General features: G+C 69.2%; 18 protein-coding genes. 11 read left to right on the top strand and 7 right to left on the bottom strand.

The features are described 5' to 3' along the window. Positions 1 to 22: 22 nt before the first annotated feature. On the bottom strand, positions 23 to 1,621 hold the full coding sequence (locus tag E1267_RS09160) for a sulfatase family protein (RefSeq protein WP_132331743.1): 1,599 nt from the start codon (positions 1,619 to 1,621) through the stop codon (positions 23 to 25). Positions 1,622 to 1,777: 156 nt separating this feature from the next. On the opposite strand from E1267_RS09160, the gene E1267_RS09155 reads away from it, so the two are divergent. Then, the gene (locus tag E1267_RS09155; RefSeq protein ID WP_132331741.1) at positions 1,778 to 3,922 is read left to right on the top strand and encodes an NACHT domain-containing protein; all 2,145 of its coding nucleotides are present in this window, start codon (positions 1,778 to 1,780) and stop codon (positions 3,920 to 3,922) included. Positions 3,923 to 3,969: 47 nt separating this feature from the next. Continuing rightward, a complete protein-coding gene (locus E1267_RS09150; protein WP_132331739.1) occupies positions 3,970 to 4,635 on the top strand; it encodes a class I SAM-dependent methyltransferase in 666 nt (221 codons plus the stop codon). A 54-nt stretch (positions 4,636 to 4,689) separates the two neighbouring features. Here E1267_RS09150 and E1267_RS44165 read toward each other — a convergent pair whose 3' ends face one another. From E1267_RS44165 to E1267_RS09140, 3 genes are all read right to left on the bottom strand, one after another. Continuing rightward, positions 4,690 to 4,857: a hypothetical protein gene (locus E1267_RS44165; RefSeq protein WP_165959526.1), complete on the bottom strand. Its 168-nt coding sequence runs from the start codon at positions 4,855 to 4,857 to the stop codon at positions 4,690 to 4,692. A gap of 80 nt (positions 4,858 to 4,937) precedes the next feature. Then, positions 4,938 to 6,275: an MFS transporter gene (locus E1267_RS09145; protein WP_132331737.1), complete on the bottom strand. Its 1,338-nt coding sequence runs from the start codon at positions 6,273 to 6,275 to the stop codon at positions 4,938 to 4,940. A 174-nt stretch (positions 6,276 to 6,449) separates the two neighbouring features. Continuing rightward, a complete protein-coding gene (locus E1267_RS09140; RefSeq protein ID WP_220449391.1) occupies positions 6,450 to 7,037 on the bottom strand; it encodes a hypothetical protein in 588 nt (195 codons plus the stop codon). A 190-nt stretch (positions 7,038 to 7,227) separates the two neighbouring features. Here E1267_RS09140 and E1267_RS09135 point away from each other — a divergent pair, with 190 nt between their 5' ends. Beyond that, on the top strand, positions 7,228 to 8,052 hold the full coding sequence (locus E1267_RS09135) for a helix-turn-helix domain-containing protein (RefSeq protein ID WP_220449390.1): 825 nt from the start codon (positions 7,228 to 7,230) through the stop codon (positions 8,050 to 8,052). A 68-nt stretch (positions 8,053 to 8,120) separates the two neighbouring features. Further along, entirely contained in the window at positions 8,121 to 8,702 is a 582-nt protein-coding gene (locus E1267_RS09130) for a dihydrofolate reductase family protein (RefSeq protein ID WP_132331735.1), read from the top strand. A 19-nt stretch (positions 8,703 to 8,721) separates the two neighbouring features. Here E1267_RS09130 and E1267_RS09125 read toward each other — a convergent pair whose 3' ends face one another. Next, on the bottom strand, positions 8,722 to 9,561 hold the full coding sequence (locus E1267_RS09125) for a helix-turn-helix transcriptional regulator (RefSeq protein WP_132331733.1): 840 nt from the start codon (positions 9,559 to 9,561) through the stop codon (positions 8,722 to 8,724). A gap of 92 nt (positions 9,562 to 9,653) precedes the next feature. On the opposite strand from E1267_RS09125, the gene E1267_RS09120 reads away from it, so the two are divergent. After that, on the top strand, positions 9,654 to 10,286 hold the full coding sequence (locus E1267_RS09120) for a DsbA family oxidoreductase (RefSeq protein WP_132331731.1): 633 nt from the start codon (positions 9,654 to 9,656) through the stop codon (positions 10,284 to 10,286). Here E1267_RS09120 and E1267_RS47845 read toward each other — a convergent pair. Next, a complete protein-coding gene (locus E1267_RS47845; protein ID WP_425465072.1) occupies positions 10,183 to 10,668 on the bottom strand; it encodes a TetR/AcrR family transcriptional regulator in 486 nt (161 codons plus the stop codon). The two genes, E1267_RS09120 and E1267_RS47845, sit on opposite strands and share 104 nt — an antisense overlap. Here E1267_RS47845 and E1267_RS46230 point away from each other — a divergent pair. The 3 genes from E1267_RS46230 to E1267_RS09100 all read left to right on the top strand — a co-directional run bounded on the left by E1267_RS46230 (position 10,621) and on the right by E1267_RS09100 (position 12,110). Next, entirely contained in the window at positions 10,621 to 11,019 is a 399-nt protein-coding gene (locus E1267_RS46230) for a hypothetical protein (RefSeq protein ID WP_246063648.1), read from the top strand. The two genes, E1267_RS47845 and E1267_RS46230, sit on opposite strands and share 48 nt — an antisense overlap. A 205-nt stretch (positions 11,020 to 11,224) precedes the next feature. Further along, positions 11,225 to 11,668, top strand: a complete 444-nt coding sequence (locus E1267_RS09105) for a hypothetical protein (RefSeq protein WP_132331729.1) — start codon at positions 11,225 to 11,227, stop codon at positions 11,666 to 11,668. A 16-nt stretch (positions 11,669 to 11,684) separates the two neighbouring features. Then, positions 11,685 to 12,110, top strand: coding sequence for a hypothetical protein (locus tag E1267_RS09100; RefSeq protein ID WP_132331727.1), 426 nt, complete (start codon positions 11,685 to 11,687; stop codon positions 12,108 to 12,110). Here E1267_RS09100 and E1267_RS45550 read toward each other — a convergent pair. Beyond that, positions 12,080 to 12,841, bottom strand: coding sequence for an SDR family NAD(P)-dependent oxidoreductase (locus E1267_RS45550; protein WP_281283608.1), 762 nt, complete (start codon positions 12,839 to 12,841; stop codon positions 12,080 to 12,082). The two genes, E1267_RS09100 and E1267_RS45550, sit on opposite strands and share 31 nt — an antisense overlap. Positions 12,842 to 13,235: 394 nt before the next feature. Between E1267_RS45550 and E1267_RS09090 the strand changes: the two genes are divergently transcribed. The 3 genes from E1267_RS09090 to ltrA all read left to right on the top strand — a co-directional run bounded on the left by E1267_RS09090 (position 13,236) and on the right by ltrA (position 18,544). After that, on the top strand, positions 13,236 to 13,550 hold the full coding sequence (locus E1267_RS09090) for a winged helix-turn-helix transcriptional regulator (RefSeq protein ID WP_246063645.1): 315 nt from the start codon (positions 13,236 to 13,238) through the stop codon (positions 13,548 to 13,550). A gap of 339 nt (positions 13,551 to 13,889) precedes the next feature. After that, a complete protein-coding gene (locus E1267_RS09085; protein ID WP_132331723.1) occupies positions 13,890 to 15,884 on the top strand; it encodes an NACHT domain-containing protein in 1,995 nt (664 codons plus the stop codon). A 1,220-nt stretch (positions 15,885 to 17,104) separates the two neighbouring features. Further along, positions 17,105 to 18,544 (top strand): group II intron reverse transcriptase/maturase, encoded by a 1,440-nt coding sequence (ltrA, locus tag E1267_RS09075; protein ID WP_132331719.1) that lies wholly within the window; start codon positions 17,105 to 17,107, stop codon positions 18,542 to 18,544. Positions 18,545 to 18,784 lie beyond the last annotated feature (240 nt).

Genomic DNA, 18,784 nt, shown 5'->3' with positions numbered 1-18,784 from the left:
CCGGACGCGGCGGAACTCGTCGTCACCTGAGGCGGGCGGCCGTCCAGCAGTCAGGGGCGCCGGGCTTGCCGCAGGCGCGCAGGGTGTCGAGGACCTTGGCGAGGTCCGCGGTCCTGGCGTGGTCGGGGTCGTTGGTCAACTGGTGCGGGTCGGCGACCATGTCGTAGTACTCGGGCTTCGCCTCGCCCTCGTACTCGACGTACAGATCGCCCTCGGTGCGTACGGCGGCGTAGCTCGGCGGCTGGGAGTTGCCCGCCTGGAGGCTGTCGGCGTCGGGGTCCGGCGCGCCCGACGCCTGCGGGTCCGGCTTGACGTGCTCGATCAGCGCCGCGTCGCGCCAGTCCTTGACCTTGCGGCCCTGGATGAGCGGCAGCAGGCTGCGGCCGTCACGGCTGTCGCGCACCGACGGGTCGGCGCCCGCCAGGTCGAGGAAGGTCGCGAACAGGTCGACGTTCTGGGTGAGCGCGCCGGTCACGAGATCGCCGTGCCGTCCCGTCGCCGGCCGTCTGACCAGCAGCGGCACCCGTACGTCGTGGTCGTAGGCGGTGGACTTGCCGCGCACCAGGCGATGCTGGCCGAGGTGGAAGCCGTTGTCGCTGGTGAAGACCACGTACGTGGTGCGCTTCTCCTCCTCCGTCAGCGTGGACAGGACCCGCTCCACCATGTCGTCGACCGACTGCACCATGCGGATCCTGTTGCGGAAGTCCTTGCGCAGTTCCTTGACGAGTTTCGGGGAGAGCTTGTCGCGGCGTACCCACGCCGGCTTGTCGGCGGTGTCCTCGTCGAAGGCGGGAAGTTCGGACACGTCGATGGTGGCGCAGTCGGTGCCGCCGCAGTCGCCGTTCGGGAACTCCCCTGCCGGCCACTGGGTCTTCGGCCGGTCTCGCCGCGCCGGCGGGAAGCGCGGCTCCTTCTCGCCCGGCTTGACGCCGACCCTGGCGTGCGGAGAGAACGGCGAGACCTGGAGGAAGAACGGCTCGCCGGGCGCGTGCTCACGCGAACGCTCGATGAACTCGGCCGCCCGCCGCCCGAGCACGTCCACCAGGTACTTGCCGCCGGAGGGGTCGAGCGGTCTGTCGTCCGCCGACTCCTCCTTGATGTAGCCGGTGAGCTGGTATTTGAACTCGTTGTAGCCGCCGCCTCCGGCGACGTGCCACTCGTCCCAGCCGGCCGGCACCTTGTAGCCGGGGCCCACCGGATACTCGTTGATGTACTTGCCGAGGTAACCGGTCCGGTAGCCGGCCCGGTCGAGCGAGGCGGCGTACGTGCGGCTCTCGTGCGGCTCGAACGCCGCGTAACCGCCGCGGTCGGAGCCCTTGTTCGTCTCCACGCCGGTGTTGTGCGGGAACTGACCGGTGAACATGGAGGCCCGCGAGGGGCAGCAGAGCGAGTTGGACACGTGGTAGCCGGTGAACGTCGTGCCGTTCCTCGCCAGGCCGCTCACGGTGTCCATGTACGGCAGCAGGTCGGCTGACATGTCGTCGACCAGGAAGAAGATGATGTTCGGTTGCCGGGGCTCGGCCACCGCGCCGGCGCCCGCCTGGGACGACGCCATGGTCGTCCCGAGGACGATGGCCAGCGCCACCGCCAGGGCTCTCCGGAGGTTAGCGGTCACGGACATGACTGCCTCTTTTACCAGTATGGGAGATCAATGTTGCGACGAACGCTAACGACTGACTTATCAGCTGATCAATAGCTTTGTCGCCCCTCCTTGCAGATCCTCAACCCGTCGCCGCCTACGTTCGCAGCGGAGCACTGAACGCGGGGAGGCATAACAATGGAAGCTCTCCGCCGCCGGGTCACGATCACTACGATGGCCTCCATGGTGGGCGGGTGGAACTGGCGGATCCGGCTGCTATGGCTGTCATCGGTGCTCCTGCCGGTCATGGTGTCGGTGGCCGCCAACCAGGTCTACAACGACGGCGTGTGGAGCGGCCCCTGGATCGCCGGCACCATCGCGGTGGCGGTGCTGTCAGCGCTGGTCGTCGAGCGGTTCGGGCGCGTGCTCGCCCCCTCCCCCGGCAGCGTCGCCGACACGATGAAGGTCCTCGCCGAGCTCGTGCAGGAGCGGTGGAGCGACGAGGTGGTGACGCGTTCGCTGGGCGATCCGCCCATTCCGGTCTCCTGGCACATGACCCGCCGCTCGAAGCTCATGGATCATCCACACCTGATCGCCGACCGCGAGCAGGCGGTGGCGGGCCGATCGGACGACATCAAGGCGCTCGCCGCGGCCTTCCGATCGCTGCGTCGGCGCCGCCTGGTCATCACCGGTGGCCGGGGCACGGGCAAGACCACCCTGGCCATCCAGCTCATGCTGGAACTGATCCGCACGCGCATCGACGACGAGCCGGTCCCGGTGCTCCTGCCCGTCGCCGACTGGGACACCGAGGCCCACCCACGGTTCCAGGACTGGGTGGCCGAGCGGGTGCGCACCGACTACGCCGCCCTGCGCACACCTGGCAACAGGCAGGACGGCGCCGACGTCCTGGCGGCCCGTGGCTCGATCCTGGCCGTGCTCGACGGGCTCGACGAACTGCCCGAGCCCGCACGCGCCAAGGTGATCGCGAAACTGTCCGGCACGCTCATGGAACGCGACCAGCTGATCATCACCTCGCGCACCACCGAGTACGGCGACGCGGTCGCCGCCGCGCGTCGCCCGCTCAAGGCCGCCGCCGTCATCGCGCCCAAGGCGCTCGACCCCGTCGTCGCGGCGGACTACCTGAGTGCCCATCTGCCCGCGCTCTCCGCGTCCTCGGCGTGGACCACGGTCCTGCGCGCACTCAAGGAGGGCACCGCGCCGGCTCTGGCCGAGATCACCTCCACCGCCCTCGGCCTGTGGATGGTCCGGGCCGTCTACATCGACCGGCCGGACGCCGACCCGGCTCCGCTGGTCACCGAGTACGCAGGCGACGTGGCCGCCCTGCGCGCCCACCTGCTCGACAACCTCCTCGACGCGCTGCTGACCGCACACACCACGATCAGCCCCACGACCTGGGACGCGGCAAGAATCACCGGATGGACACGGCTGCTGGCCCGCCTGCAGGCCGAAGCCGACGGTCCTGACCTGGCCTGGTGGCGGCTGACCGACCAGGCACTGCCCGCCTCCCGGACACAGCGCGCGCTCGCCCGTACCTGGATCGGCGGTTTGAGCAGTCTCGTGTTCGCGCTCCCCACCGCGCTGACCGCCACGCTGACCTATGGGCCGGCCTTCGGCGCCGCCTTCGGCCTCTGCTACGGCCTGTCCGCGACGCAGGCGGCCCGCACCCCCGACTTCGCACCGCTGCGCGTGCGGCAACGGCTGCGGGACTTCACCCGCGGCCTGCTGTCCGACGTGGGACAGATGACCATCATCATGCCGGCCGGCCTCGGCCTGCCGTTCGTGGCCTACTCCTTCGTCGCGTACGGCTGGAAGCAGGGCCTGGCCGCCCTGTTCGCGGCGCTCGGCCTCGGCTATGTGACCGTGCGGATGCTGCGGCAGCAGGAGAAGACACCCGCCCGGCCGGACGAGAACCGGCTCCCGCCGTTCACCGCCGCCGTCACCCCGCAGTCCACGTGGCGGGTCAACCGCAGCCTCGTCGGTGTGCAGGTGATGGGCGCCCTGTTCCTCGGAGCAACCGTCGGCTTCGCCGCCGACTTCATGAACGAGGCGTCCCTCGTGCCGCCTTCCACCTCGCCTCACGTACACGCGGGGATGGGCGTCGTCTTCGGCATCGCGTTAGGCATGGTGAACAAACGCCAGCATATGTGGCTGATGTCCACCATCGCCCTGATGCACCTCGCGCCATCGGGCCGGCTGCCGTTCCGCTTGATGCGTTTCCTGCACGAGCTGCACCACCTGGGCGTCCTGCGGACCGTGGGTCCCTTTTACCAGTTCCGCCACGCCGAACTGCACGACCATCTCACCGCGGCGAGAGCGCCCTGACACCGGCCCTGCCGGAACTGTCGGTGCCGCCTGCGAGCCTTGTCCGCATGCCGACACCAGACCTCACCCCCATCTCCTCCTACTGGGACGCTACGGCCGACGCCTTCGACGACGAGCCCGACCACGGGCTGCGCGACCCCCAGGTCCGGGCCGCGTGGTCGGGCCGGCTGGCCGAATGGCTGCCCGCCGCCCCTTCCGACGTCCTCGACCTCGGCTGCGGCACCGGCTCCCTGGCCCTGCTCCTCGCCGGGCAGGGGCACCGCCCGACGGGCGTCGACCTGTCGCCGCGCATGGTCGAGCAGGCGGAGCGGAAGCTGACCTCAGCGGACTTCACCGTGCCGTTGCTGGTGGGAGACGCGGGTGACCCGCCCGTCGCCGCCGGCGCGTCGTTCGACGTGATCCTGGCCCGCCACCTGGTGTGGACACTGCCCGATCCCGAGGCGGCGCTGCGCCGCTGGCTCGGCCTGCTGCGCCCGGCCGGTCGCCTGGTGCTCGTCGAAGGACGCTGGCAGAGCGCCCAGGCGAGCGACCCCTACACGCCCGGCGCTCCGCCGCTGCGCTGGCCCGGCGGTGTCACGGCCCAGGAGCTTACCGAGGCGCTGCGGGCCGCAGGCGCCCGCGTCTCCCACCACGAGCGGCTCACCGACCCCGCCCTGTGGGGCCGCGCCGTCGAGGACGAGCGCTATGTTGTGATCACCGAGCTGATAAGCTGAAGGTGAATCCCGGGCCGTTCAGCGATCCGGGATTGTGCTTTTCATGCCTCTCCTTCAGCATCGGACGATCGCCGCGGCGGCGGTCCCGCTCTTCCTCTCCATGATCGTCAACCAGGTCGCGGGCCTGGTCGGCACGGCCGTCCTCGGGAGGCGGGCGACCGCCGCACTCGCCGCGTACGCGGTGACGGCCGCCGTGCTCAACCCCGCCTTCACCGCGATCACCGGCGACCCTCGTCGGTCTCGTCGTCCCGCTCCCACACGGGACACCGACCTCGGCCACCTCGGCAGGGCCACGGGGTGTCTCAGGCCCGCTGCGGGTCGCGGGACGGAACGGTACGGTGCACGACAATTCCGGCGACCAGGGCCACGGCGCCGGCGACGGCCATTCCGGACGACGGGCCCAGCGCCGCCATCACCCCTGTGGCGCCCGCCAGGGTGAGTGTCTCCAGGCTCATCCGCGTCGTGCCGAACAGCGCGGCGCCCGCCCCTCCCCGCTGGTAGGGCACGTACTTGAGTGCCTGCCCGTCCGGGACTCCCTCGGTCAGCCCGAGGCACAGGCCGACGGCCCCTGACGCGGCGAGCAGAGCGGCGGGATGGTCGGTGATCTGAAGGACGACGGCGGTGACAAAGCAGGCGAACAAGGCGGTCGTCACCAGTTGCCGTGCCCATCGGCGTGCGAGCCGGGCGGCGACGAGCGGAAGGACCGTCGACGGCACGGTCAGCAGACTGAGCATGACCGCTGACGTTCCTGGCCCCATGCTCCGGGCGGCGCCGAGCTGCGGGAGCACGGTCAGGCCCACCACGAGCATGCCCATGAAGGCGCCCGTCGCCACGGCGTACGCGCGATAGGCGGGGATCCGCAGCAGGTCCACAGGTATGGCGGGGTCGGGCGCACGCCGCTCCACGCGGACGAGCGCAGTGGCGCTCGCCACCGCGACGAGGATGAGCGCGACCGGCCCCCACCACGGCACTTCCGGCCCGAAGCCCAGCCCGAGCGCGGTCACCGCCGCGGCGATGCTCACCCCGAACAGGACGGCCCCGGCGAGGTCGAACCCCTCAGGCACCTCCGGGCTGCGCAGGGCCGGAAGCCCCAGCGTGGCAAGCGCCGCCAGGGCGGCGACGGCCGCCGGCGCGACGAAGACGAGCGGCCAGCCTCCGACGGCCATGAGGCCCTGGGCGACGACCGGGCCCAGCGCCAGGCTGCTGCCCAGCACGGCGCCCGAGTAGCCGTACACGCGGCGCCGCTCCTCCGGCGGATAGACCGCCAGGATCATCGAGGATCCGCCGGCCGCGCACATCGCCGCCCCGACGCCGGCGACCGTGCGCAGCGCCACCAGCGACCACAGGTCAGGAGCGAACGCGGACAGGATCCCGGTGGTCGCGACGACGATGTTGCCGACGGCGAAGAACCGGGTACGGGCGGCGCGGTCCGCGGCCACCCCCGCCAGCAGCAGGGCCGCGGCGAACAGCCCGTTGTAGGTGAGGACGATCCATGGCCCCAGGGCGTCCGCCCCGGGCAGCCGCTCGGTCACATCGGGGACGACCGCGGTCGCGCCGGTGATCGCGAGCGGGAACACCCCTGTGGAGATGAGGTCGGCGACGAGGACACGCCGACGTTGACGTACGGACAAGGTGAACACGGAAGCGCTCCGGAAAGGGAAAGATCCGAGCGCCACGAGGGCGCTCCTGGCCACAGGTCAGGAGCGACGGCGTGAACTGGGGTTATGCGCCGCCGCTCTCAGCGACGGCGCACCTTGTCCGCTTTGGGCACGAGCATAAGTTAGCAGCGCATCAGAGATGTCCCGCCCGCTTTTTCACGGCGCCTCCGGGTCCTCCGTCAGGAACTCCCTGACCAGTTCAGGGGGGTTGGCGGCTCTGGTCAGAGCGAACATCTCGGCGGGGTCGAACATGTCGTACAGGACCACCGGCAGGGGCCTGCCCAGGGCCTCGACGATCCGGCCATCGGCGTGCAGCCGCCGGGCGAGGTCGACGCAGAGCTCGTGGAACTGCTCGTCAAGCCGTTCGTCGCGCTCGTCGCGCTGCTGTTCGGAGAGGTCGTCGTCGTCTTCGTACCAGAGGCCCTGCGCCACCGCCTCACGCCGGTGCAGCTCGGCACCGGCCGGATCGTGCTCGGGGTCGTGGCCGGCGATACTGTGACCCTCCAGCCCGGACGGCGGGAAACAGGCGTAGCTCCAGCGAGCCTCCCATGCGTCCAGCGGTTTCGGCTTCGCCAGCAGCCGGGCCACCTCGGTTTCGGTGTTGTAGCCGATCGCGAGGTACGGAAATCGGGCGTCCTGGTCGACACTGTCGATCCGGAAAGTGACGACGTAGATGTCGGACTTATCCGGAAACTCAGCCAGGGCCCGCACGACCGCCTGCTCCATGTGCCGTCGGAACGTCATCCAGAACTCACCTCGGTCTTGGCGAGAACCCCGTTCCCGCGCTCTCCTCTTGGTCACCAGAAGACGCCGCATGCTATCGCGCACGCACCAATGGGCCGATCCGGCACCGCCGGTGCTGTCGCCCGTAATGCCCCCAACGTGGCCTGGCGACGCGCCCATGCCCACGGCGATGCTGTGAAGCGTGCAGTACGTGTCCAGAAAACCGCGACCGCCCCTGGCCGAGCTGATCGACGACCTCTACTACCTGGAGGGCACGCCACCGTACCCCCGGCTGTGGCTGCCGCCGATGCCGTCGGCGGTGCTCATCATCAACCTCGGAGCACCGTTCCGCATCCGCACCGGCATCGAGACGGCCGAGTACGCCGACGGCTGCGTGCTCACCACCCCCACCCGCGCCTTCGAGTTCGGTTACCCGCCGGGGACCAGGTCGGTCGGCGTGCATTTCAAACCGTGGGGGCTGGCGCCGTTCCTGCCGATGCCGGCGGCCGAGCTGTGCGACCTCCCGGTGACGGTGGAGCAGGCCTGGGGGCGCCCTGGCGTCGCCGCGTTGCGGGACCGGCTGGCGACGGCGACCGGGCCGTACGAGATGCTGACGTCACTAGAGGACGAGCTGCTGTGGCGGCTTCGCGAAACCGCAGGTCTCGGGCTGGTACGCCACACCGGCAGCGTCATCGAGGCGGCCGCGGGAGCGGTGGCGATCGGCGACCTGAGCGCGGCGGCCGGCGTCAGCAACACCCATCTGGCGCAGCAGTACAAAGCACTCATAGGCGTCACGCCGAAGCGGCTCGCCCGCACCTACCGCTTCGCCGCGACCGTGTACGCGATCGACCCCGCCGGACCGGTCAACTGGGCCGAGCTCGCCGGCCGCGCGGGCTACTTCGACCAGGCCCACTTCAGCCACGAGTTCCGGACGTTCACCGGGCTCACGCCGACCCGGTACGTCGACGTCCGGCGGCGGTTCCTGAACGAACATCCAGGCCACGCACTCGACGTGGGACCGCTGCCCGCCGATTGATTTCTTACAAGAGCCGACGGTCCCCGACCCGCCACCATGGGCACTCGCGGGAGCAAAGGAGAGAGCCCATGGGCAAAGTGGTCATGTACAGCTCGGTGTCGGTGGACGGCTTTATCGCGGACGACAACGACCAGGTGGGGCCGCTGTTCGAGTGGCTGTCCAACGGTGACGTCCCGCTGGACGAGTCCGGGGGCATAAGGGTGTCGCGGGCGTCCTACGACTACACCCGGGCGTACTGGGACGAGATCGGCGTGACGGTCGTCGGCCGTCATGTCTTCGACCTGACGGACGGCTGGGGTGGCAAGCCTCCCGGCGGGATCGACCACATGGTCGTCGTGTCGCACCGGCCGAGGCCCGAAGGCTGGCATCCCGGGGCGCCGTTCCACTTCGTCGACGGCGTCGAGGCCGCCATGGCCAGGGCGCGGGAACTGGCGGGCGAGCGTACGGTCGAGGTCGCCGCCGGCGCCGTCGGCGGCCAGGTGCTGGCCGCGGGACTGGTCGACGAGGTCGCGATGGACGTCGTTCCCGTGGTGTTCGGGTCCGGCAAACGCTATTTCGGCTCGGTCGACGTACAGCACCTGCTGGAGGACCCTCACCTGCTCATCCAGGGGACCCGGGTGCTCCACCTGCGCTACCGGGTACGCCGATGAGTGAGCCTGGCGCAACCAGCTAGGAGGCGGCGGGGTGATGGTCGGTGAGGCGGTCGAGGGCCGCGGTGGTGGCGTCGTCGGAAGCGAGGTACACCACCAGCCGCTGCTCGTCGGGGTCGGGCAGCTCCAGGCTCTCGTACGCCAACCGCAGCTCCCCCGCCTCCTGGTGCGCCCACCGCTCGACGCCGGTGCGCGAGGGCAGCGCGGCCGCCCCCTCGAACCGGTCACGGAAGCGGGCGCCAGCGGTGATCGTCAGCTCCTCGGCGAGCGCCGCCGCGTACGGATCGCCGAGCGCCGCCGCGGTCCGCAGCGCGGCGGCCCGCTCCCTGGCGACCATCTCCCAGTCTGGATGGACGTCGTGCGCCCGCGGGTCGGTGAAGACGTACCGGACCAGATTGGGCGGCTCGTCCTCCAGCAGCCCGGTCAGCCCCGCGAGCCGCGCGAACCCGGCCGTCCACGCCAGCAGGTCGCCTGACCGGTTGGCGACCAGCGCCGGCGCGGGCTCCAGCCTGTCCAGCAGCGCCCGCACGGTCGGGCGTACCGTCAGGACCCGTGTCGTGGCGACCCCCTGGCACATGCCGGCACCGCCGGCCTTGGCCAGCCGGTACAGGTGAATGTGCTCGTCACGGGACAGCCCCAGCGTCTCGGCGAGCGCGGCGAGCACCTGGGCCGACGGCCTGCGGTCGCGTCCCTGCTCAAGCCGGGTGAGGTAGTCCACGCTGACGCCGGCGAGCGTCGCCAGCTCCGCCCGGCGCAGGCCGGGGGTACGGCGGCGGGTCCCGTTCGGGAGCCCGACCGCGGCCGGCGGGACCGCCTCGCGGTGCGCGCGCAGGAACGCGCCCAACTCTGTCTCGCTCATCAACCGGAATTGTATGTACGCGAGCCTGGCCCTACCAGGGCTGGGATAAACGCGGCCTACCCGGAAACGCCGAAGGCCGGGAGGCTTGGAGGATGAACGTAGAGGTGTACAGCGATATCGCCTGCCCGTGGTGCCGCCTCGGCACGTACCAGTTCCATCGTGCGGTGGCCGCGACGGGCGCGACACCGGACGTCGACCTCGTCCACCGCCCGTACCTGCTGGACCCCGACGCTCCCGAGGAGCCGCGCCCCCTGACGGAGGCGGTGATCGAGCTGTTCGGACCGGAACAAGCCGAGGCCATGCTCACGGGGATGACTCGGCTGGGCGCCGATGAAGGAATCGAGTACCGCTTCGACCGTGCGGTGGCGGTCAGCACCCTGACCGCGCACCGGCTGCTGTGGCTGACCCTGAACGAACACGGCGCCAAGGTCCAGGCCGCGCTGGCCACCGCCCTCTTCGACGCGCACTTCCGCGACGGGGTGAACGTCGCCGACCACGCGTCACTCACCGACCTGGCCGAGCGCGCCGGCCTGGACGGGGGGCAGGTGCGGACCTTCCTCGCCTCCGGTGCGGGGGTCGCGGAGGTACGGGACCAGGCGGCCGCGGCGCGGCGGGACGGCGTCACCACCGTACCGAGGTTCGTCTTCGAGAACGGCGAGGTGATCGTCGGCGAGACCAGCACCGAAGCACTCGGCGACGCACTACGCAAGGCCGCCGCCGGCTGAGGCGATCATCCGGATCGGGCGCTATCTCTGCGGCGAGGCGCTCGAGGTCTACTTCGAGCCGGCCGGCGAGGGCACGCAACCGACGGTCCTGCGCCGCGGCGCGTGCGGTCTGCCCGGCCGGCCATCCTTCGGGGACGAAGTCCCGGCGCGAACACAGCAGCAGGCGCGCGCTGTCGGGATTGGCGCGGGACCAGTCGACCACGTACCGGGCCGCGGTACGGGCGCCCCGACAGGCGTCCCGGTCGGCAAGACAGGTGAGAAAGCCCTCCTGGAACCGGTCAACGGTACGCAGCCACAGCTCGCCGAGCAGCACCGCGCGGCTGGGAAAGCGGTGGTGGACCGAACCGCTCGGCACCCCGGCATGCCGGGCGAGTTCGGCCACCGACACGCCGGTCGGCGTGTTCGCGACCGTCAGCGCGAGGGCGGCGTCGAGCAGGTCGTCGACGTCATAGCGGGGCGGTTCACCTTCACCGGCCCGCGCGGTTTCGACGGGTTCCACGAGTACGCCGTGTCCGCCGAGCACGACCACACCATGCTCGGCCACGCGCTCGCCATGTCCACGCACGGACCGGCACGTCTGACCTGGCTATTGACCTTCCGGCCGCTGCACGACGCGCTGATCGAGGACAGCTTCGACCGCGCCGAACACACGGTCACAGGCATCGTCGCCCGGCCCGCACGCTGGAGCGCTACGGTCCGCCGGCTACGCCTCCGACTGGCTCCACGCACCTGACGAAGAGTAACGGGACAAGCCCCGGACCTCGACAAAAATCAGTGCCCTGGCAGCTGACAGGTTCACCCGAACGCCGGGCGGCGTCCAGGATCGGCTTGCAACACCGAAACAGAAGGGTTGTCAGCCGCATGTGTCGATGTCGCCCTGTCCGTCAAGCCGGCCGGCGACCGGCGGACGTTCACGCAATCCCACTGCCGGAGGACTCATGAATCTCAATCCGATCACCGGCGTGCGAAAAAGGCGCCTGACCGTCGTCAGCATTGCCGCGATCACAACATCGCTGAGTGTTGCGCTATCCGGATCGGCACACGCCGCCACGGCACCCGCCATCTCGGCGAATGCCATGATCCGCTGCTCAGTCGGCGGCGTCACCGACACCCACGACAGCTCACCGAACAAAGTCTCAGCCGGGGCTTGGATCAATTGCGCGGCTCCGAGCTGGACACCGATGAAGCTGCGCATTCGGCTGTACCGATCCGGCGCACTCGTCGACACCGGAATATGTGAGAAGGGGACTCACGGCCAGTATTGCGACGTCTCCGTGGCGGTAACCGACAGGGAACCGGGCAAACAGCGGTGGTACGGCAAGGTCAACGCCTCCTGGGACAGCGGCAGCAAGAGCTTCACCACGAACTCCATCCAGCATTGATCAACAGCAAGGAGCCGTGTCGCACATGTTCCGAGGAATGGCCGTAATCGCCATCACCGTAGCGGCTGGATCGGCGCTCGCGCCAATGGGCTCCGCCAACGCCACGACAACCGCGAGCACCGACACCGCGACGACAGCAAAAACAGCAGCCTTCTGCACCTCCTGGGCCCTGGCGGACCGGGTCGACCAACGCGGATCCGTCTATGGCGGTGGCGGTGTCCGCTGCAAGGGCGAGACATCCGGGCGGCTGGTCGTGAAGCTCTACCGCAACAACAAAAAGGTGGCCTCCGCCACGGAGAAGTGCCCCCGAAACCGGTACTGCAGCGGCGGCACCGGGCAGACACGGAACCCTAAAGGCAACCAGGAATGGTGCACGCGGATGCAGTTCCACGACATCATCGGAAATGATCACTACATTAAATGGGATTGCATGGTCTCATAGCGGTGCGATCCTGGTCGCGAACTTCTGCATCCTAGGCGCGGCCCGCATCGACGAGGGTCATCAACCACGCCGCCGCGGACGCGCAGCGCGTCCGACACCTTCTCCGATCGCTGCAGTCCTGCATCGGCCGGCCGATGAGCACCGGGCCGTTCAGCGTCACTCGTCCGAGATGTCGTCGAGCCAGTAGCCCGCCGGCAGGGCCGCTGTGGGCTGGCAGGTCGGGGCGGCACGTGGGCGGCGTGCACGCCGCTGCCGGCCAGTTCCTTGTTCAGGTTGATCACCCAGTTGCGCAGAGCCGCCCCGGCCGCGTTGACGTTGCCGAACATCGGCACCGGGTCCACGGAACCGCCACCGGTGCTGAACAGCAGGGTCCCGGCGCCCGCCTCACGCATCGCGGGCAGGACCGCCTGGGCCGCCGTGATTGCACCGTACAGGTTGTAGTCGATCATCGGCTGCAGATTGTCCACCGTGACCTCCGAGGGTACGGCCGGAGTGAGGCCGGGCACCGGGGAGTGCGGGGCAGGCGAGTACTCCAGCACGTCGATGGCACCGAAGCGGGCTTTGGCCTCGTTGAGGGCATCGGTCAGCGAGGCGCGGTCGAGGACGTCCGCGGGGAACCCGGCGGCCGTGATGCCTTCCTGGCCGAGGCGGTCGACCAGCGTTTCCAGATTCTCCTTGGTACGGGCGATCAGGGCGACGTCGAAGCCGCGGCTGCCGAAGGTACGGGCGATCGATGGCCAGGCCCATGCCGGGACCGGCGCCGACGATGGCGAGAGTGGGCACAGGAAGACCTCTTCCTTGATGTGAACCGTGTCCGGCAGGCGCGTGGGATCAGGCGTGGCCGGCGTGCTCAGCGGGAACCGCGCAGCCGTCCGGGCCGCGGATCGCCGCGTCGTTGCCGACGACGAGAACGGTCAAGCCGGCCGATGGCCGCTCAGACCGAACCAGGGGCCATGACCTCCAATTCATCCTCTTTGTGCGTAGCGCCAGTTTGAGCCAGTATTGAAGGCGTTACAAAAGGCACATCGGTGTGCGCGACGGTGAGGAACGCGCGCCATGCAGGACAGCGCGGGTACCGCGATGGCGGCTTCGGCCGGACCATGCGCGAGCATCCCGGCCGAGCACATGGATTTCATCCGCCAGGTGCTCGACCGGGTGGGCGACAAATGGAGCATGCTGATCGTCGCCGCCCTGGCAAGCGGCCCGATGCGCTACACCGACCTGCAGCGCCAGATCCCGGGCATCTCCCAGCGCATGCTGACCCACACCCTTCGCCAGCTCACAGAGGACGGGCTGACCAGCCGTACCGCCTACGCCGAGGTCCCACCACGCGTCGAGTACGCGCTCACCCCGCTCGGCGGCGGCCTGTACGAGATCGTCAAGCAGCTGATCGGCTGGGCGGCCGACCACCACCACGAGATCCGCGCCAACCGTTCCTGAGGCAGCACCCAACCTTCCTCCACGCCTCGGTCCTGAGCTGCGACAACGCGCGCCCGGAAGCCGTGTGCACGGTGGGCGCGCGCTAATCCGGCCGTGTGTCACTCCTGACCGGGCTCTTGTTGGCCGCGGCGTCGGTCCACACTCTCGGGCCGACGCAGAGCGGGCGAACCCCTGAAAATCGCCGCACGCCAGGTATTCGCTTGGAATGCTGGAGCCATGAACCGTCGGGCGAGGACATGGTGGTTCGGTGCGGGGCTCGCGATCGGGATCGTCCTGCTGGTCGCCGGCGCACTGCGGCTGTGGATGCGATACCCCGGCGAGGTGGACCCCGTCAGTGCGGTGCTGGCGCTCATCGGGATCGCCGTCGCCGGGCTGTCATGGTGGCAGGCGCAGCGACTGGCCGACACCGACGTCCAGGCGGCGACGATATTGCTCGCCGGGCGGGTGCTGGCCGCGGAGAAGGCGCAGCGGGCGCAGTTACTGGGCCGCAAGGGCAAGGACGCCGTCATCGATGTCGGCTTCTCCACCGACCCCACCGGCAGTTCCGCCCCAGCTCCGCCGACAGGCACCTTGGCAGAAGTGGCCGACTACTTCCGCAGCCTGCCCGCACCCCGACGACTCGCGATCACCGGCGTGGCAGGGGCGGGCAAGACCGTCCTCGCGATCGAGTTGATCCTGGAACTCCTCCACAACAGGCCACCGGACGATCCCGTTCCGGTGCGCATCTCGGCGGCGAGCCTGGACGCGGACGTGCCTACTGCGAAGATGCTCTCCCGGCACTTGATCACCACCTACGGTCTCAAGCCGGTGACCGCCCAACTGCTCGTGGCCGCTGAGCGGATCCTGCCCGTCGTCGACGGGTTGGACGAGATGGATGAAAGCGACGAGCCGGGCTACGGGTCACGGGCCGCCCGGGTACTGCGTGCGCTGGAGGACTACGAACACGGACTGAACCGCTGCAGCCTGGTGATGACCTGCCGCAGTGTCCAGTACGACGCCCTGGTCGCCGACCGGGCCACCCCCCACGGCGTCGCCCGCGTCAACCTGGACGAGGTGACGGGGGACAAGGCGTGGCAATTCATCCAGGCCATCACCGACCAGGAAGACCCAGACCGCTGGCTGCCGGTGCTGGACGCGCTCACCTCCGGCGGTCACGTCCTGGCCGCCGCTCTGAACACGCCCTGGCGGCTTACGCTGGCGGCCAGCGTCTACGAGGAACGCGACCCGCACACCGGGCGCTACGTCCGCTCCCCTGCGGCCCTCACGGAGTTCGCCGACGAATCGTCCGTACGAGAGCACCTCTTCAGCCTGTTCATTCCCGCCCGCCTGGCCGCCGCGGATCCGGCCGGGAAAGGGCCGACCGCTGAGCAGACCCACGCCTGGCTGGCCGTACTGGCCGGCTATCTGCGGACGAACGCGAGCCGGCCGCCGTTCCACGGCCGCATGCTGTCCAGCACCGATCTCGTACCGCACCAGTTGTGGCCGCTGGCGGGAGATCGCCCTCGGTTCATCGGCGCGCTGGTGATCCTGGCCCTCGCCCTTCCCATGGTCGCCCTCTACGCCGGCGTCGTCGTCCTGACGTTCTCGCAGATGAAAATCTTGAATGGCCGCATACCCGCACGGGATGTAGCCGCGTTCCTTCTTCTCTGGCTGCCGGGTGTGGCGACCTTGGGCGTGCTGACGGACGCTGTCAACGCCCGAAAAAAGGTGTGGCCCAAGGCGGACGTGGTCAGCTCCGGCCGAGTTCGAAACACCCGCGATCGCATGAGTACGGCGGTGTCAGGCGTACTCCTGGTCGCGGCCGGCACCCTGCTGGCAGTCGTTCTCATACCGGAATTCGGCGGCGAACTCCCGCCGTGGGCACCAGTCGTTTTCGGCCTCCTGCTCGGCATCGGGATGACACACGAGCGGAGCAAACATTTCCGTTCCCGCCGCGATGACACCGACCCGAAAGCGGTGATCCGCAACGAGGTCATCTCGATACTCATGGTCGCCCTCACTCACGGCCCCGCATTCGGACTGATGCTCGGGGCGATGTTCTCCCTGCAACTGGAAGGGCTCTCGCTCACAGCGGGGCTCACCGCAGGCGCGCTGTACGGCTCGGCTCTCGGCGCATCCATGTCACTGCGGCTGTCGCACCATTACCTGGGGCTTCTCCTGTCCACCCGAGGCCGGCTGCCGTGGCGGCTCGGCCGGTTCCTGGACCGGTGCTACGGCGCGGGGCTACTGCGGATTTCCGGAACGGCCTACCAGTTCCGGCACCGCGACCTTCAGGACTATGTCGCCGCGCACCCCGTACCGTCGCTTCACGAGCGCAGCCCTGCCCTACCATGAGGTCCGAAACCGGCCGATCGTCGTCGACCGCACCGCCCCACGTGGCCACCCGCCACGTGGGGCGGTGCAGCCGGTGTCGCGAGACGTGGCGTGACCAGCGGATGTACCTGGGGCCGGGCGCCGACCGATCTCTCCCAGGCCGCACGCCTGGTGGGCGGCAGGCCCATGGCCGGGTGGCGGAGCACAGCACCGCCACTGAGAGCGGCTGTTGAGGTCGTCACCAACCTCATGAGGACAACAGGGACAGCCCTCCAGAGGATCTGCCGGTCGCACGAAGACGCCACCAAGACATGAGACCGGGAGGCTTGGTCACCCACTTAGACACCCAGAAGCTCTCCGCGATCACGCGGAGAGCTTCTGACCTGGGAGCCGCCTTGGGGATTCGAACCCCAGACCCCTTCATTACGAGTCAAGCGGAGGGCCGTGGTCGAGAGCCGGCGCTGCTGCTCAACTGGATGACGCCGTACGGGACGATCAGGCTGCGTGAGGCGGCGTTGCTGTACGTCCCTGCTGTACAGCAGACCACAGCAACCCGCGTATCCGGTGGCAAGCCGACCCGTACCGCAGGGCCGTCAAGGCCCGAGGAACGGAAGCGGCGCGGCGTGCGCCACGAGGCGCTGTTTGACCGTGCGGAGATGGAAGGGCTCCGCCGACGGCCTGTCGTAGCAGGCTGTGTGAAGTGGGAGGCAGCCTGATCCCGGAGTCATGGGTGAGGGTGGGAGCAGCCTCGACAACGTCAGGACGTGCCGGTACTGCCAGACGGCACGGGCCTGGTTAACGAGCGGGAAAGGTGTACGTGAGGAACCAGTGGTGTAACGCCCTTCAAGGCTTCCACCAGCTCGAATCTGGCGGATATGGGCTGGGTCGCGGTGCGTACCCGCCGGGCGGAGGCGCTCGGTGGGGAACTCCTGGGCCGGTTGTCGCGCTTGGCCGGGAGGCTCTGGTGAAGGTCTACGGCGTAGCCAGGGCGATGCCGCAGGGGCATAGCTGGGCACCTCCTCTCGCGAACGGTCAGCAGTGAACGTGGGAACCATCTCGTGTCACTCCCCGAACTCGGTCTCTTCCAGGGCGGGTCCGGGGATAGGTGCGTCGTCTACCAAAGGCACGAGGTGGGGCGGAGCCTGCGTAGTACTCCGAGCGCGGGAAAGCCGCGTACACGGGGAAGGCGGGCAGCAGTTTCGGGCAGGTAGGGACGTCAGGTCAGGAGGCCGTCTGTGAACATGGGCGCGCTGCTGCTGGAGCCGAAGACGGCCGAGTGGCGGGTACTGAGCATTCAGACCAAACTGCACCGCTGGGCCGGCGAGGATCGTGCTCGCCGGTTCGATGATCTGTTCAACCTGGTCGCTGACCCGGCGTTCCTTGTGGTTGCGTGGCGTCGGGTCCGAGGCAACACCGGGTCCCGCACGGCGGGCGTCGATGGGCTGACGGCCCGAGATGTTCCTGCCGGGTGGGGCGAAGAAGCGTTCCTGAACAAGATCCGGGAGCAGCTACGCGCCCGGACGTTCCAGCCGCTGCCGGTCCGAGAACGGTTGATCCCCAAGCCGGGCACTTCCAAGAAGCGCCGTCTGGGTATCCCCGTGCTGGCCGACAGGGTCGTTCAGGCGTCGCTGAAGCTGGTTCTAGAGCCCATCTTCGAGGCCGGTTTCGCGCCGTGCTCGTATGGGTTTCGCCCGAACCGGCGCGCGCACGACGCGATCGCTGAGATCCACCACATGGGCTCCCACCGCTATGAGTGGGTGCTGGAGGCGGATATCGAGGCGTGCTTCGACACCATCTCGCACACGGCCCTGATGGACCGGGTACGGGCGCGGGTCGGGGACAAGCGGGTGCTGGCGCTGGTGAAGGCGTTCTGCAAGGCCGGGATCCTCACCGACCTCGGCCGGCAGGAGCAGACCAGCGCCAGCACCCCGCAAGGTGGGATCCTGTCCCCGCTGCTGGCCAACATCGCCTTATCGGTCCTGGACGAGTGGTTCATGGCCGAGCACCAGCAGGCGATGGCCACTGTCCGGCAGCGCGACAACCGGCGTCGGCGGGGTCTGGCGAACTGGCGGCTGGTCCGCTACGCCGATGACTGGGTCGCCATGGTCAACGGCACCCGCCACGACGCCGAACAGTTGAGGGAGCAGGCGGCCGCGGTGCTGGTCCCGATGGGTCTGCGCTTGTCGGAGGCCAAGACCTCGGTCACCCACATCGATGACGGGTTCGTCTTCCTGGGGCACCACATCCAGCGGCGCCGCAAGCGAGGAACCCGCAAGTGGACCGTCTACACCTATCCGAGCAAGAAGGCGATCAACACGGTGATCGCCAAGGTTCGGGCACTGGTCCACCCAGGACAGCCTGACCTGAGAACCCTGCTGATCCGCGTGAACGCGGTGATTCGGGGCTGGTGCAACTACTTCCGGCACGGCTCGTCCAAACGGACGTTCAGCTACCTGGGCCATTACGTCTGGCACCGCCTCTACTGGTGGCTGCGCAAACGGCACGGTGGCATGTCGTGGCGGAAGATACGGACCCGGCTGCTCGACAGCGGCTGGGAGATCTCCGCACAGGGAACCGTCCTGCTGGACGCGGCATCGATCCCGGTCACCCGGTATCGCTGGCGCGCCTGGGACATCCCCACACCCTGGTCACGACGAACAGAACCATCTCCAGCGGCATGAAGTTGTGGAGAGCCCGGTGCGGTGAAAGTCGCACGCCGGGTTCGGAGGGCGGGCCGGAGAAACGGATCAGCCGCAAGGCTGACACCGCGCTTCGGTCCGACCCCACAGCCCGCCCATCCGCTTCTCAGTCGCCTGCGGACGGTGGCCCGGATGGTCTGCGTGTGGGATGTTCTTATCAGCGCTGCTGCCACCTCGGCCGTGGTCAATGAGTTGCGAGGCCCGACGAAGGAGGGCCTTGCG

It is taken from the genome of Nonomuraea longispora, from assembly GCF_004348345.1.
In the GTDB taxonomy this organism is placed as follows: domain Bacteria; phylum Actinomycetota; class Actinomycetes; order Streptosporangiales; family Streptosporangiaceae; genus Nonomuraea; species Nonomuraea longispora.
Note: the sequence above shows the minus strand (reverse complement) of the source record. Positions and strands in the feature narration are given on the sequence as shown.